General features: G+C 40.3%; 19 protein-coding genes. 18 read left to right on the plus strand and 1 reads right to left on the minus strand.

The window, feature by feature from the left end; genetic code table 11:
* The first annotated feature begins 23 nt into the window (after nt 1-23).
* From BN1546_RS17915 to BN1546_RS17995, 17 genes are all read left to right on the plus strand, one after another.
* Complete coding sequence (locus BN1546_RS17915; RefSeq protein WP_090738456.1) at nt 24-695, plus strand: HNH endonuclease; 672 nt, start codon at nt 24-26, stop codon at nt 693-695.
* Nucleotides 696-756: 61 nt separating this feature from the next.
* On the plus strand, nt 757-1,662 hold the full coding sequence (locus BN1546_RS17920) for a phosphoadenosine phosphosulfate reductase domain-containing protein (RefSeq protein ID WP_090738457.1): 906 nt from the start codon (nt 757-759) through the stop codon (nt 1,660-1,662).
* A 38-nt stretch (nt 1,663-1,700) separates the two neighbouring features.
* Nucleotides 1,701-2,501 carry a DNA adenine methylase gene (locus BN1546_RS17925; protein ID WP_090738458.1) on the plus strand — a complete coding sequence of 267 codons (801 nt, stop codon included), beginning with the start codon at nt 1,701-1,703 and terminating at the stop codon, nt 2,499-2,501.
* Between the two features lie 40 nt (nt 2,502-2,541).
* Nucleotides 2,542-2,865, plus strand: a complete 324-nt coding sequence (locus BN1546_RS17930; protein WP_014599943.1) for a hypothetical protein — start codon at nt 2,542-2,544, stop codon at nt 2,863-2,865.
* Between the two features lie 42 nt (nt 2,866-2,907).
* On the plus strand, nt 2,908-3,285 hold the full coding sequence (locus BN1546_RS17935; protein ID WP_090738459.1) for a hypothetical protein: 378 nt from the start codon (nt 2,908-2,910) through the stop codon (nt 3,283-3,285).
* Nucleotides 3,286-3,466: 181 nt separating this feature from the next.
* Nucleotides 3,467-3,697: a hypothetical protein gene (locus BN1546_RS17940; protein ID WP_090738460.1), complete on the plus strand. Its 231-nt coding sequence runs from the start codon at nt 3,467-3,469 to the stop codon at nt 3,695-3,697.
* Nucleotides 3,698-3,897: 200 nt separating this feature from the next.
* Nucleotides 3,898-4,509, plus strand: a complete 612-nt coding sequence (locus BN1546_RS17945; RefSeq protein WP_090739168.1) for a DUF421 domain-containing protein — start codon at nt 3,898-3,900, stop codon at nt 4,507-4,509.
* A 194-nt stretch (nt 4,510-4,703) separates the two neighbouring features.
* Complete coding sequence (locus BN1546_RS17950; protein WP_090738461.1) at nt 4,704-5,333, plus strand: hypothetical protein; 630 nt, start codon at nt 4,704-4,706, stop codon at nt 5,331-5,333.
* A gap of 305 nt (nt 5,334-5,638) precedes the next feature.
* On the plus strand, nt 5,639-6,547 hold the full coding sequence (locus BN1546_RS17955) for an AAA family ATPase (RefSeq protein ID WP_029515791.1): 909 nt from the start codon (nt 5,639-5,641) through the stop codon (nt 6,545-6,547).
* A gap of 285 nt (nt 6,548-6,832) precedes the next feature.
* Entirely contained in the window at nt 6,833-7,087 is a 255-nt protein-coding gene (locus tag BN1546_RS17960) for a hypothetical protein (protein WP_090738463.1), read from the plus strand.
* 318 nt (nt 7,088-7,405) lie between these two features.
* The gene (locus BN1546_RS17965) at nt 7,406-7,783 is read left to right on the plus strand and encodes an Acb2/Tad1 domain-containing protein (protein WP_090738464.1); all 378 of its coding nucleotides are present in this window, start codon (nt 7,406-7,408) and stop codon (nt 7,781-7,783) included.
* A gap of 124 nt (nt 7,784-7,907) precedes the next feature.
* Nucleotides 7,908-8,381 carry a hypothetical protein gene (locus BN1546_RS17970; RefSeq protein ID WP_090738465.1) on the plus strand — a complete coding sequence of 158 codons (474 nt, stop codon included), beginning with the start codon at nt 7,908-7,910 and terminating at the stop codon, nt 8,379-8,381.
* Between the two features lie 91 nt (nt 8,382-8,472).
* Nucleotides 8,473-9,756: a terminase small subunit gene (locus tag BN1546_RS17975; protein ID WP_090738466.1), complete on the plus strand. Its 1,284-nt coding sequence runs from the start codon at nt 8,473-8,475 to the stop codon at nt 9,754-9,756.
* Complete coding sequence (locus BN1546_RS17980) at nt 9,692-11,149, plus strand: DEAD/DEAH box helicase family protein (protein ID WP_090738467.1); 1,458 nt, start codon at nt 9,692-9,694, stop codon at nt 11,147-11,149. The genes BN1546_RS17975 and BN1546_RS17980 overlap by 65 nt, the downstream gene beginning before the upstream one ends.
* 339 nt (nt 11,150-11,488) lie before the next feature.
* Complete coding sequence (locus BN1546_RS17985; RefSeq protein ID WP_090738468.1) at nt 11,489-12,160, plus strand: hypothetical protein; 672 nt, start codon at nt 11,489-11,491, stop codon at nt 12,158-12,160.
* A gap of 12 nt (nt 12,161-12,172) precedes the next feature.
* Nucleotides 12,173-12,427: a hypothetical protein gene (locus BN1546_RS17990; RefSeq protein WP_090738469.1), complete on the plus strand. Its 255-nt coding sequence runs from the start codon at nt 12,173-12,175 to the stop codon at nt 12,425-12,427.
* A 121-nt stretch (nt 12,428-12,548) separates the two neighbouring features.
* The gene (locus BN1546_RS17995) at nt 12,549-13,244 is read left to right on the plus strand and encodes a hypothetical protein (protein WP_090738470.1); all 696 of its coding nucleotides are present in this window, start codon (nt 12,549-12,551) and stop codon (nt 13,242-13,244) included.
* A 269-nt stretch (nt 13,245-13,513) separates the two neighbouring features.
* Here the strand turns inward: BN1546_RS17995 and BN1546_RS18000 are convergent, their stop codons facing one another.
* Nucleotides 13,514-14,353 carry a hypothetical protein gene (locus tag BN1546_RS18000; protein ID WP_090738471.1) on the minus strand — a complete coding sequence of 280 codons (840 nt, stop codon included), beginning with the start codon at nt 14,351-14,353 and terminating at the stop codon, nt 13,514-13,516.
* 479 nt (nt 14,354-14,832) lie between these two features.
* Between BN1546_RS18000 and BN1546_RS18005 the strand changes: the two genes are divergently transcribed.
* Entirely contained in the window at nt 14,833-15,036 is a 204-nt protein-coding gene (locus tag BN1546_RS18005) for a hypothetical protein (protein WP_090738472.1), read from the plus strand.
* Nucleotides 15,037-15,323: the final 287 nt, after the last annotated feature.

Genomic DNA, 15,323 nt, shown 5'->3' on the forward strand with positions numbered 1-15,323 from the left:
TTGTCGGAAAGGTGGCGAGGGGAATGTCCCATCAAACATTTTGGAAGCCGGAGAAAAAGCCAAAGCAAAAGAAGGCTTACAGCAGCCTTGGACAACGGAAAAAGGATAAAAAACCTGTTCCTGAATGGAAGAAAGATATTCTCTCTCACCACCAGTCACGGCCTAATACCAAGGAGCGTGGAGAATTCCCGAAGGATGTAATTGCGGAACTGATTGCTGATTCAAACGGAATATGTGAATGTTGCAAAGCCGCCGAAGCCACGACTACTCATCACGTTTATCCGCGCGGGAGAAACGGACGAGGAGTCAAGACAAACGGCCTGCGGCTCTGCTGGCCTTGCCATGATCGAATACAAATAAATGAAGAACTTCTTCAATTTTGGATATCGGCATTCCGTGATAAATACGGCGATTACTTTTGGTTCGATGAACAGGATTGGGAAGAGCACAACCGTAAACTGGCGGCGCGGCAACGTGTGGAATTCGAGAAAAAAGAACGCTTGGAGAGCATAAAGCCAGTCGTTGAACTGATTACTTCAGCGACAGGGCGAACTTTGAAAGTTAAAGAAGTGCGTTTGCTGGAGTCTATGGATGATAAAGAAATGCTTGTTTTTACAAATATGATATCCGATGCCTTTAACAATTTCAGCAAACCAGCTCCATCTTATGGTTACGGAGAGCGCTTTGAGGATTAAATATATAGCCCCCAAGGGCAGAGAGGACAGGCCCAGGGGATAAGAAGGAGGGAACAGCACATTGGAAGATCCAGTTAATATAATTTCTCTGTCAGGAGGCAAAGACAGCACGGCGCTATGGCTGCTTGCTTGCCAAAGACTTGAACCGCATATTGCAGTCTTCGCAGATACGGGCAATGAGCATCAACAAACCTATGAATATATTGATTATCTGGAAAGAGAGATTGGCCCGATCCGCCGCATCAAGGCAAATTTCAGCGCGCAAATAACCCGTAAGCGAGAATGGGTGCAGACGAAATGGCGCGAAGAGGGGATATCCGAAACAATCATTGAGCAGGCTTTGTCTGTACTGCATCCAACAGGCAATCCGTTCTTGGATATGTGCATTTGGAAAGGAAGGTTCCCCAGCACAAAAGCACGTTTCTGCACTGTGGAGTTGAAGGTAAGACCTTTCTTCGACCAAGTATATTTGCCTCTCCTGGAGCAAGGAAAGCGCATTGTGAACTGGCAAGGTATACGAGCACAGGAAAGTCTTGCGCGATCCCAAATGCCAGAACGGGAGGAAACACCGGAAGGATATGAGATATACCGTCCGCTTATTAATTGGACAGTCGAAGACGTATTTACAATGCACGCCAAACACAACATTGAGCCAAACCCGTTGTACAAGCTGGGAATGGGTCGTGTGGGGTGTATGCCATGTATAAACGCAGGCAAAATGGAGCTGTTTGAAATAGCCCGTCGCTTCCCGGAAGAAGTGGAGCGGATCGCCCAGTGGGAGGAAATCGTAAAGCTGGCTTCCAAGCGACATGGTGCATCATTCTTCGCAAGTTCGGACGGGGAACAAATTTGGGATAAGGTCGAATGGTCGAAGACGGTTCACGGGGGGAAGCAAATAGATTTGTTCAAGACTCTGGCATTCGATGATGTACCTGTTTGCTCCAGCCAGTACGGACTATGTGAATAAGGAGGGAACAGCCCTCCATAAGGGGGATAGACAAAAATATGAAAGCACCACGCATATTACATTATCCAGGTAGCAAGTGGAGCATGGCAGATTGGATTATATCTAATATGCCAGCTCATACAACATACCTTGAGCCTTTCTTTGGTAGCGGGGCGGTGCTTTTCAACAAAGAACGCTCTAAATTGGAAACGGTGAATGACCTGGATGGGGAAGTGTCCAATCTATTTCAAATAATTCGGGACCAACCGGATGAGCTGGCCAGACTCATTCACTGGACTCCATATGCCAGGGCTGAGTATTACAAGGGCTACGATTCCGAGGGTTCAGACGTTGAACGTGCAAGGAGGTTCTTGGTGCGTTGCTGGATGGCACGCGGAGGAAAGACAAGTGACCGGACCGGATGGCGGCATATTATTGACCTGAACGCACCTCACCCGGCAAAGGACTGGCAGTTACTGCCTGACAAGATCATGACTGTAACCGACCGACTGCGTGGAGTGCAAATTGAGTGCCAGCCTGCGGAGAAGTTGCTAGAGCGTTACAAGCGTCCGGAAGTCCTGATTTATGCAGATCCGCCTTACTTACTGTCAACCCGAAGCAAGCGGATGTACAAGTGCGAAATGAATGATGCGGACCATGTTGCCTTACTTGAAACGTTGCTAAAACATCCCGGTCCGGTCCTACTTAGTGGGTATGATCACCCTATGTATGAGGAAGCTTTGAGAGATTGGCGACGGGAGACGAAAACGGTTAAAGCAGAAGCGGGACGGATCCGGACCGAATCACTTTGGATCAATCCTATTGCTGCGGGTCAGGTTGGTCAGATGTCACTATTTTAAGGGGGATACACCCCCTACTACCTATAAAGGAGAGATATACATGTCCAGACAAGTGAACCCGGATTTATATGATCTTTTGAGAGAGCGTGAAACTGGACTGTACACGCAAAACTTTGAAAAAAACCAAACAGTATTCGCATATGTTCATTTAGACTACAGTGACGTTGCTGGTTTTGTAGACTTGATGGGATATGATTTTTTATGTGAAGGCGGCTATGATGCAAAGATTTGCCCGACTTCCGTCTGCATTGAAATTAACGATGTTATAGGGTATTTCGGCAATGAATTGTCGGATTACAAGAATTGTTTCGATGAAGATGACTGGGAACGCTATGAAAGAGAAATTGCAATTATGGAGGCATAACAGCCTCTTACCCTATACCCCTATATAAGGAGCGAACAAGGAATGAAAAATATTAACGAGGTGCTTCATAAGCTGGCAGAGACCAGATTGTCATGTCCAACTTTTATCATAGATGAGCTTGAAAGATTATATTACGAGTCGGACGAAAACGGCATGGCTACCGCTCTATTGGAGGCAGACCTATTAGCTACAAAAAAAGAGCTAGCAGAGAAGGACCGGACAATAGCCAAACTGACCAAAGATAACGATGTTGTGTTAGAGCAGTCCATGCGGGAGTTAGCAGCAGCGGAAAAGAACTGGCGCGAGAAGGGCGATGAAAATCGCAGGCTTCGTAAGGCGTTGGAGGATATAGCTGACACTAAAAGAGACTGGTCGGGAGTATATTGCCGAGTTGCAGCCCGTCAGGCATTAGGAGAGTAACCACCAATACAATACGCTCCTGGGGATTGACAAAAGCTTATTGCAACTATCTCACTAAAAAAACGTGTATTTTGCAACCGTGACATGCAATTGCAACCAATCTGCAATTTAGTATTGATTTTTGCAACCAAAAGATATTCAGGGTGTAGGACCTACACCCACTAAGGGAGGATATATAGATATGGCAAGAGTTTGCTACAACTGCAAAACAGACCTGCCGCCAGAAACGGCACATTATGAAATTAATGATGAAGTATACTGCACGGATTGCGTCACTGCACATCCATACACATCGTACAGCTATTACATTAACGACGAGTATGTAGGCGGTTCGGAAGATGATCATACACGGTATGTAGAGTCTTTGGATGATGAATATGAAGGTGATGAGGATGGGGAAGAACAACAATGACAGATAAACTACCACAGAAGTATCCGAAAATGACTTATGAGCAACTTGAGAACTCTCATAAATGAGTGGAAGAAAACAGCTATGGACAATTACGATTGGGCTAAATTGTGTATGTTTAAAGCCAAACTGAGGATATTTTTTCTCCATTTCGGTAAAGATAAATCTGGAAACATGATTTTATGAAAAAGGAGTCTTCAGGTTTGGAATACGAATGGATATGGCAGACAATTTTAATCTTTATTGTAGGCGTTCTTCTCTTACGTATAACTGGACGCAGGTCCATTTCACAAATGTCAATACCAGTAACTGTAATGATGATTGCAATTGGAACATTACTCATTCAGCCTGTAACTGGGAAAGGTCTCTGGGTAACGTTTGGAGCAGCTGCATTATTAACTTTGCTATTAATCGTGACAGAGTATATGCAAATTAAATTTGATGCTTTTGAAACACTAGTTACTGGTAAAGCGGTAGCAGTAATTCAAGACGGACAGTTAATACTGGAAAATATGAAGAAAGTTAAATTATCAGTTGATAAATTGGAGCAAAGACTTAGACAAGCTGGTATAGCCAATATCACAGATGTAGAGTGGGCGACACTAGAAGTTAGTGGACAGCTTGGGTATCAACTGAATGCAGAAAAACAGCCAGCGACTAAAGCAGATATTCAGAAACTTATCAATCTTATCGAAACAAAGTGGGAGCACGGTGATGGTGTTATAGAGAAAGGTCAGAAGGAAAACACTAATAATCTGTTTACCGAAGTAATTAAAGGAGGGCATGATTCTCGCCCACCTGAGGAATTACAGTAAAACTTTACAGCCTCCTCCAAACAAGAAGAAAATCATAACGGTTTACGTCTGTGCCGCGTCCGCACGGTGCCTGTCCAGTCTTACAGTAGAGAACATAGAGAATAATGTCCCGGGTGTCCCTGCTGAATGAAGCAATAAATTATATTGGTTAAAATTTTTTTATTGTTTTTATATCCTATTGGAGTGATTTTGTGATGATACGTAATGAAATACTACAAACAAAAGGTGAAATTGAGGACAATCTTAAAATTATTCAGGTGAATTTTTTTGACGATATCGAACAGGATGATATTAGAAAAACAAAGTGGTTGCTAAACAAATATACTGACTTAATTGATGTAATAAAAAACTACGAATATTCCCTCCAACAGATGGAAAATGGTATGGCTGCGTACGATTTGCTTTCGGCAGAAGGATCGGTTGCGAAGCGAGTTTCTGGTGAAGAACTGGCAGCAGATGTGACAGCGAATGCTGTTCTACTAAAAGACCAGCGCCATGTAAATTATAAATTTTATCAATTCCTTACGAATAACATTAAGTTTGCAATAAATAATATGCGTGATAAGCACGAGGGATTGATAGCAAAGCTGTTATTTATGGATGGTATGAAATATCTCAAAGCTCAACAATATTTGGAAAAAGGTTATCGCAAGGACATTCCACCTATCTCAGCAACTACATTTGCAGATAAACGGCGTAGGGTTATTGTTAATATAGCAAACAGCCTAAAAACAAACCGTACATTGGATTTTGTCACCATCGACTATGGTCGGGGGCGAAACAAAGAGGGTGAAATTGGACTTAGAATGCCAGAAGTAAACTAGACCGTAAGGGCTTAAGCCTTTGCGGTCTTAATTTTAGGTGTCTAAAGTTCTAGACTGAAAATAAAGTAATAGTCTTGAGGGTGCTTCATTAAGCTAACGGGCAGATTAGCACAACCAAGATAAGATAAGTAGATTTCGTCTGCTATAATACCTACATCGACTATGAATGGAAGGGGATTGAGCAATCAATGCTTTTAGAAGAGGAAGCTCCCACATTATTGAGGGAGGTTTACTAGTTGAAAACTTCAAATTGAAACGGAAGAGAAAACATAAGAGCAGGTTAGATGAATTACGGAGGAATGAAAATGTATTTAGATAAATTCATATTGCCTATAGATGAAGAATCCTCATTGATAGAACAAAGAATGGCATACAATGGCGGTAGGTTTGGATATGTCGACGAAACTTACCCATGTGGCATTTTCTCAAAAAATCGGTTTTCCGAATTGAGCTTTTCAAAAATCACAATTTTATATGGAGGAAACGGCTCGGGGAAAAGCACACTTCTAAATCTCATAGCGAATAAATTGGAACTAAATCGAATTGCACCATTCAATTCAAGTGAATTGTTCAGTTCATATGTTGAACATTGTAAATTTGAACTTGGACTTGACGACGAGGGATTTAAACATCGAATTCCAAATGGAAGCAGGATAATCACAAGTGACGATATTTTTGATTATATGCTTACAGTCCGCACAAACAACGATGAAATCGTGGATAGCACAGAAGATATAAGATCGGAATGGGGAAATCTGAAATTCGGCAATACAGTGAAAATGAATAGCATGGATGATTATGAAGCATTGAGGTTACAGGTGCTCTCAAGAAAAAAATCAATTTCACGCAGGGAGTTTATTCGCAGAGTCGCCGGCACCGAAATTAAACTGAACAGCAATGGGGAGACAGCCCTGAGTTATTTTAATTCCAAATTTAAAAATGACACATTATATTGTTTGGATGAACCGGAGAACAGTCTATCTCCTAAAATGCAGCTTGAACTTGTCAAAATGATAGAGGAAATGGCTCACTATTGCGGATGTCAATTTATCATTGCAACGCACTCACCGTTTTTACTGGCGATGGAGTTTACAAAAATATATGATTTAGAAGCTAATCCAGTCGACATAAAGCAATGGTGGGAATTAGAAAACCCAAAAGTGTACTTTGATTTTTTCAATAAGCATAAAGGGCTGTTTCTACACAATAAGTAGAGAAACAAGATTTGAACAAAAATATATCCGCCGCGTATATAAAAAAAAATTTGAGCTTATTTATTTATCGCTGATTACGCTAACGGGAAACGTTAGTTCAATGGAACAGCGACAGTCTAGGACTTTTTTTCGTCCGTGGTTGTCGCTGTTTTCAATTTCTAGGCTCAGTCTACCACTTTATTTTCTGCTGATAGTAGGAACTAGCAAATCCGTAGTAGGTACGGAGTAGAAAGGATTTACACTTTATTCAGGAACAAATTAAATCCATTCTAGGAGGCAATAAACATGGCACATAGTTACGCTTACTTGGACAACACAGGTATTTTACATCTTCATCCGTTGGAAAGCGAAGCAGCCAAGCATGGCAAGTATGTAGGCACAAATCTGGATTACGACGAAAGCGGCTTCCCAATTATTGGCGGTGAAGGTGTAGTTTACTATGTAGACAAAGACACAGCTTATGTAAACGGCAATGAACATGATGGTAAACAAATTGCTGTACCAAGTGGGCTTAAAGCGCTAGCTGGTCAACTTTTGTAATCGTTAAGATTTAAATGTGGTGGCGGAATAGACGCAAGGCCGTGATACATGCCTCGCCCACATCGAAACTAACTACAACTAATTCGAACAGCCGTAAAGAGGGTCATAATACCCCATCAATAAGGGCGGCAGATTGTTCCGCACGTAATGCGGACTATAGCGATTGACGGTAATCGCTGTGAAATAATTCCCGTTGGGAACCATACCGCGTGTATAAGGGAGCGGCAGTGGCAAGCGCATGACGGAGGGTTAGGGCGCAATTAATATGAGTGAGAGAGCGATGGGAAACCACCGCTTTTTTACGTTCAGGAGGTTTGTATGGAGCTGGTAAAGATATCAAATGGACTTCTTACCGAAAAATATACTACTGTCCATCACGAAAAGGATTATCAATTCAACGCACCACACTATTTTGAGGTTCATGATCATAGCGGTAACGTCCTGGGCAGTGTTCATTTCCAAGAAGGACCGATCCAAGAAGCTGGAGTAAATGGAGTGACCAACGAAGATTTAATTGCTATGGTTATTGCTCGTCTGGAAGGATTCCAAAACAGTGAGTTCCGTAATCGGGATAATGCAGTTGCAATCACAAAGTTGGAAGAAGCGCTTCTGTGGCTTAGAAAACGGACATTAGAACGCGAAGCCCGAGGCGTGGAAGGAACACATACCAAAAGGTCGGGTTCATTATGCACCTGAGCTTATTTGACACATACAGGATTATAGCTGTTTGATTCCGCTGTGTGTCTTAATAGATGTTTACGATTATAAGAAACGTGCTGTAAAATGTCCGTTAAACACACCTTAGAGGATGGTACAGCCGATGATAATGGATCGTGAACAATTTAGAATGCGTTTGAAAGAGGGTAATCGCAAAGACTTGCCTCTTATAAAAATAATCGCATTCAAAGCAAAATACGCTAAAATGGAAGAAATGAACTTCAAGACACGGTTCGATAATCTCATGAGCGTACGTCTTAGTAACGCCCTGGCAAAAGAGTTTCAAGGAAAATCATTTCGAGAATTTGCTAACTATAAACCGTCTTATTATTCAGGTATAAGTAACATGGGCAAGCTGACGTTTGCTGAATTTCTGGACGTGCTGTACGACATGGCGGTTCCAATACAGTTAGACTACAAAAGCAGTGATTACTATACTGTTGCTCAGCTATCTAAAATACTGGTGGCTAAAGAAGAGGAGATAATAAGACAGTTAGAATCAGGCCGTTACAAAGATGCATTCATTAATGAAAAAGGCGAATGGCTGAAGCCGAAGCCGCCTGAAACTGAAATTTAACTTAGTAGTCGCCATTAGGCGGCTTCTTTTGTATGTCAGGAAACTTTTCCTTAGCTTCAGATACATTATCAAAAGGGGTGAATAACAAGGCATGGGACGAAAGAGAGATCCGAAACGGGACGAAGCATTTGATTTATACAAAGCCAGTTCCGGCAACATACGTCTCACAGATATAGCCTCTCAACTTAGTGTATCTGAAGGTACGGTAAGAGGATGGAAGGCTAAAGATAAGTGGGAGAGTTTGATTGGAGAAGCGAAACATACGGAACGTTCCGATGAAGATGAAACTGATAAAAAAAATGAACCTGCAAAGAAAGATGAAGATACAACATCATATCCAGACGATCTTTTTCTAAAAGCTGTCCAAATTGTAGCCGAGGCCAAACAAGCCTCGGTTTCTTTATTACAGAGAAGAATGAGGATAGGTTATAGCAGAGCGGCCCGACTGATTGATGAAATGGAGCGGCGCAAATTCATTGGTACATATCAAGGTGATAAGCCGAGGGAAGTATATGCTACTCTGCTTACTGTTGATGCACTATCAAAAGAACTGGGGGAAGCTCCAAAAATACGGAACGCTCCGAAAAAAGTACAGGAACGCTCCGGTAATATGGAACGTTCCAAAAAAGTACAGAGCGTTCCAGCGATTGTTGAAGAACCTGAACCTGAAATTCCCGATGAGGATGGTTTAACGCCTAAGCAAAGGATGTTCACTTATGAATACCTTCGAGACTTCAACGCTACCAGGTCAGCGATTGCGGCGGGATACAGTAAGAAAACTGCCTATCAGATTGGTTTCGCTCTGTTGAAGAAAGTTGAAATACAAAACATCATTCGACAGCATAAGGAAACAATGATCGACGAGGTAGGTTTAAATGCTCAGCGCGTTCTAATGGAGTACATGAAGATTGCTTTTGCAGACATAACGGACTACGTAGAATTCGGTCAAAAGGAAGAGGATGTTCTTGGCTTGGAAGGAGACCCCGTGTTTGATCCTGACACTGGAGAAACGAAGAAGTATAGGTACAATTATGTCTCTTTTAAAAACAGTGATGAAATTGATGGAACTCTGGTTTCAGAAGTCAAGCAGGGTAAGGATGGAGTGAGTGTAAAGCTACACGACAAAACCAAGGCATTGGACGTGCTGACTAAATATATGGATTTGTTGCCAGATAAGCATAAACGAATGGTTGAAGACGAAAAACTTAAGATGCAGCGTGAGAAACTTGAGCTTGAAAGGGCAAAAGTCACAGGAGAAGGCAATACAGAAGACGATCTAATTGACGATTGGGTAGAGGCGGTGGTAGGTGATGAAACAGAAGGATTCACCGGAGACGAAACGGAGGCTTCAAGCATTCAAGAAACGAATTCCTGAGTATCGCAAGAATCCCATATTGTTCTGTCAAGAAATGCTTAAGTTCTATCCTGATGATTGGCAGGCAAGCACTCTAATGGATTTAGCTAATAATCCTCGTGTTTCAGTACGTTCAGGTCAAGGCGTAGGAAAAACAGGATTAGAAGCGGCAACAGCTCTATGGTTCTTGTCGTGTTTCCCATATCCAAAGGTAATTTGTACAGCTCCTACAAGACAGCAGCTACATGACGTGTTATGGGCTGAGATAAATAAATGGCAGTCCAAAAGCCCAGTGCTGAAAAGAATCCTTAAATGGACTAAAACCAAAATCTACATGAAGAACTACGAGGAACGCTGGTTCGCTACAGCTCGTACAGCTACCAAGCCTGAGAATATGCAAGGCTTTCACGAGGACTACATGCTATTTATTGTGGATGAGGCATCGGGTGTTGCTGATCCAATCATGGAAGCCATTTTAGGTACTCTGTCGGGTGAGTTCAATAAAATATTGATGTGCGGCAACCCGACAAAAACGTCGGGTGTTTTTTATGATTCGCACAATAAGGACAGAGCGGATTATAAGACACGCAAGGTTTCATGCTTGGACAGTCCAAGAACAAGCAAGGATAATATCGCTATGCTCAAGCGTAAGTATGGTGAAGGCAGTGATGTATGGAGAGTCCGGGTTGAAGGTGAATTCCCCCGTGGAGAATCGGATACATTTATTTCGTTGGAAGTGGCTGAATTTGCAGCTAAAGAAGTGAAGCTGGACCCCAGCGGAGATACGCTAACCATAGGCGTTGACGTTGCACGATTTGGTGATGATGAAACCTCAATGTTTGCTGGTATAGGGCCAAGAGTTGTAGGAGAACACCATCATTTCAAGAAAGACACAATGGTTACTGCTGGTTGGGTAATCAGCCTGGCTAAAGAGCTACATAAAGCTCATCCATATTTAAATCGAATCAGAATAAGAGTAGATGATAGCGGTGTAGGTGGAGGAGTAACGGATCGACTAAATGAAATCGTAGCTGAAGAAGGGCTACCATATGAGATCATTCCAATTAACAATGGCTCTTCTTCTTTAGATGAGCACTATGGGAACCTGGTTACTGAAATGTGGGCATCCATAAAGGAACAATTAGAACAGAATATGAGCAATTTTATAAATGGAGATGTGAGCGTTCTGCAATTGCCTGATGATGATGTTCTTATAACCCAACTTACAGCACGTAAATGGAACATGACCAGTAAAGGGAAAATACTGCTTGAAAGTAAGAAAGATATGAAAAGGCGTGGGCTTAAGTCTCCAGACAGAGCTGACGCTTTTGTTTTGACATTCGGAGAATATTTAATGGAACCAGATACACATATTATGCTTCCTTCAATAGGTAGTGTTGCAGTAAGAAGGTAACTTGCTAAGTAAGGAGATTCAATCAAAGTATCTGAATAATGAGAGTGAGTTTGATTACAACAGTTGTGGGAAGATATCGAAAGTTCCTTCAGACGAATTAAGCCTTATGTAGTCAAAATTGGCGGCTTTTTTATAGCGATTGTATTCCAAAAAAAATAGTGTGACAATTGAGGTTGACATTACCCAACTTCAATTGTAATTATTTGTCGAATTAAAGGTGCTCAAGGCACTTGTATTAATTTGGGAAATGGAATATGTAAAATGTGATATATAGGCTATGTGAATATAAATCCCAAAATGTTAATATTTAATGGAAATATATAAATAAGGAGTGAGAGAATGAGTTTTAAAAAAATTTTATCTTTATCAGTTGCATTTGCCTTAACCTTAGGTTTGGCAGGACCCCAAGTATTTGCTGAGAATGATATAAGCAGTTCTCAGAATAAAAATGATATCGTTGTTGAAAACAATGAATTGAATGTTCAATCGGTAACAACGACGACTTACGGCGAAATTCAGTACATACCTGATAAGTATTTTCCTAAAAAGCAAACACCTGGGGAAATTCAGCCGATGTTTATACCAGCGGCAGCAGGAATATATTTTATCCCTGGTGTTGGTGAAGTAGCTTTGGTAGCAACTGGAGCAGTGGTTGTTGGAGGAGTAGCTTATTATGCTGGTTCTGCTGTATATGAAAAAGTTAGAGTTTACTTTGCTGAAAAAGACGCAGCAGAAAAAGAAGCAGCAGAAGAAAAAAGTTATCAAGATGCTAAACAAAGAGGCGTTCCAGCGGGCACACACTCTGAAAAGTATCCCCCCTTTAACAAGTTGGGCGTAAATGGAAAGCCTCGTTCTTCAGAAGATTTGTATGATAGTAAAGGCTTGAAACAAAGAAGATATTATGATAAAAATGGTAATGCAGATGAGGATATAGATTATGATCATTCGAATGCAGATGGATCACACACCTTTCCACATCGCCACAAATGGGTAAACGGACGAAGAATGTAGGTGAGATATAAAATGAGCGAGAATGAAATTACTCATCAAGAAATCACAGAATTTTTTCAACAGCACAGGGAAATAGAGTTTTATTATCGCGATAAGTTGTATGCTTTTCTTTCTTACAATGGAGGTTTTGTGCTTGTTTGTGAAAATAAAGCGATAACTCCTACTTTCGAAACGTATGAAGAGATGGTAGAGAAAGGTTTGATTGACGGAAAGAAATTTTTGGAGAGATTCAAAAATAATGAATTAATAATTGCTGCTGTACTTTAACATTTTAGAGGGTGCCTATTAAGGCGCCCTCTTTTTTAATAGTGTGCAGATCTGTATAATGTCGGTCTACTTTTATTTGCGGAAAATTCCGATATATAACAAAAAAAGGAGGAATACTATCTTGAAGAAATACACAGAATATTCGAGCACAAGGGAATACTTAAAGGACAAGTTTGAATTAAAGCGGAAATGGCCGAGATTCAAAAAAACAATTACGCTAGAGAAACTTGAATTTATTAAAACAACTTTAAAAAAAGAACATTCTCTAATTGAACTTGGTACTATAAAATCTGATATTGAAGGCGAGTTTGAACAACACAAATCAGTTGCCTCTATAGCGCCTATGATAGCGATAGTAATAACAATTTTGGGGATTATTCTTAGCAATAATAATAATGCTAGAAATAGAATTTCTGATCAGACCAGCAGACTGATAGAAAAGGTCAGAGATGTAAAATTGGAAACACTACCACATGATCAAAAGTTATCAGAAACTGCAAAATACGCAAAAGACGATTTAGACACTTTATTAACACCATTTTTATTAACATATTCTTATTCATATATCTTCTACATTTTAGGTTTTACTGTGTTAGTGCTTGCCTATTACTTCTATAGTTCAACTAAAACTATAGCTTCGCTTAATACAATAATAGCTCAAAGTTATGAGGAGAAGAAAGCAGAGGAAGAGGAGAATAAAGACCGCCAAGATAAGCAGGAGCAATCAGAAAAGGCACTTAAGGAAAAGGAATTAAAAGATGCAAGAGCTATTTTTGAAAGGAAAAGAATTAGACGTCCTAATAATCTAAAGAAATAATGACCGTTATTTGAACGAGAAAAGACTGCTTTATGTCCTGCCACTGGACTTTTGATGCGGTAAATTTATATCATGGAAAATCAAATGAGGAACGCACCGCAGCTTTCGAGCCATGGTAAATCAGGTCGGCCAATGTGTTGGTCTTTTTACATGGCCCGCGCAGGCGACAAGGTAACGTTACAGTGGAGATATTAACAGTCTGGTCGGACCCCCTTGGGCGGTTCAATTCCGCAACAAAAACAAGCCGCTCTCAGGCGGCTTGTAAAAAATTATTTAGATGATTCTCCTTCTGGAATAAGCGGTTCAATAGTGTCAATAAAGTCATCGAACTTATTAATAAGCTCTATATGTTGCTGATTATCAAGTTCAATTTGCGCTTTTTGGTCTTCCGAGATCTGGCGCCAAATTCTTATTTCTTCTTGTTGAAGTGTAATCTGTTCTTGTTGTAATTGAATTTGTTGTTGTTGTATTTTTTTATTTTCAGCGTCTTGGATTCCAGATTGATATTCTTGATAAATAGGAAACACCAACGCTGCCCAAATATCTAAAGTAAATTGGGCTATACGAGCCCAAGTCCACTTATTTTCTTGAGCATGTGGAGTATCCTGTTGTGGGGTTCTGACCTCTAGAGTCGCTTCTAGATCCGAATTCCCTTCTTTTGGAAGGGTATCTTCAAGAATTTCGGATAGAGACTCTAATTTTGGATAGAGTGAGTCCGGGATTGAAACTGGATGAAGAGGGATTGAAGATAATTTATTGAAAGCATGTTGCCACTGTGCGATATTCTTAGAAATCAAATTTATTGCTTCTAGATGTTTGTTAAAATTATTTTGAAAAATTGAAGGATCGAACAGCTCCATTGCTCTAGATGCTGCCGTTATACTTGAGGAAAGCCGTTCAATTGAATTTAATGAATTTGTGGCATTAATTCCGGCATAATGTTTAGTTATTGCAATTGCTTGTTCTTGAGCTTTTATAAATTGATTTAAACTTTCTGATCTTTCTAATCTTTCAAGCTGCACTTGATATTGTAGAATAGGCTGGTACATCTGGTTAATAGATTCCTGAAATCTTCTGATTTTTTCAAAAGAATCATTAAAATTTGCCAAGGTTCATCCTCCTAGTTAATTTCTGTGTATCACATGTTTAATACTACACATAACAGCTGATTGTGAAAAGTTATTTATGCCAATTAAATTTGAAGATATGATGTATCCGATGTTTTCCCTATTATAATGTTATATTTAAAAAAGAGAGGCATCTGGAGCCTGAAGGGACTTAATTGGTTATTTTTCGGGTTATAAATAAGCGTCTGTGTTACTTTGGTGCTGTAAATACATAAGATACAAGTCACTCATTTGGGTGGCTTTTTTATTGCCTTGAAAGGTTTAATGATTTGAAGAAGAAGCAGAGAAAGGAGTTTTGCTCCCGTTGAAAGGACTACCAATACAGCCGAAGAAATACAAAGGTTGTGTATGGGGGAGATGGGGCGGGGTTAAACAGTTTTGTTTACGCCCATGTGTTAAAGAGGAAAAACCTTCCTGAATGTCGAATTTTGGAATTAGACAAAAGCTAGGGAGGAATCTTTTTGAATGTTTTTGAAGGAGCAAATGTAGATATGTGGGGTGCTGTAGGAGGAAACAAGCTATTAATATTTATTTTAGCCTCAGTCTTTTGGTGTGTAGTATGCATTCCCATTAAAAAAATACTTGGAAAAAGATTAACTGGAATCCTAGCAAGTGTAGGTATTCTGGTTATTTTATATTATTGGGCTAAGCTGTTTCTCAATTAGGAGCAACCTTCGGGGGCTCTTTTTTTTATTTTGTAGGATTGAATGTATGTCTTAAGCTTTACTTCTGTTTATGAACGAAATGCTGTAAGGAGTTCAGGGAAGGCATGTACGCGTTTGTGATCATGTTGACTGGTATATGAATATGCGTCTTGCTTTTGATATTTATTCAAGAGAAATCCTCTTATGGATTAAAAAGTAGTGACATCATCGATTAATCTTGTAATAATAGGTAAGTGATTCTATATACCTAAAATATTAGGTACATAGTCTTGATTTAACACTACATA

This window comes from Paenibacillus sp. Mc5Re-14, from assembly GCF_001049835.1.
GTDB lineage: Bacteria > Bacillota > Bacilli > Paenibacillales > Paenibacillaceae > Paenibacillus > Paenibacillus polymyxa_C.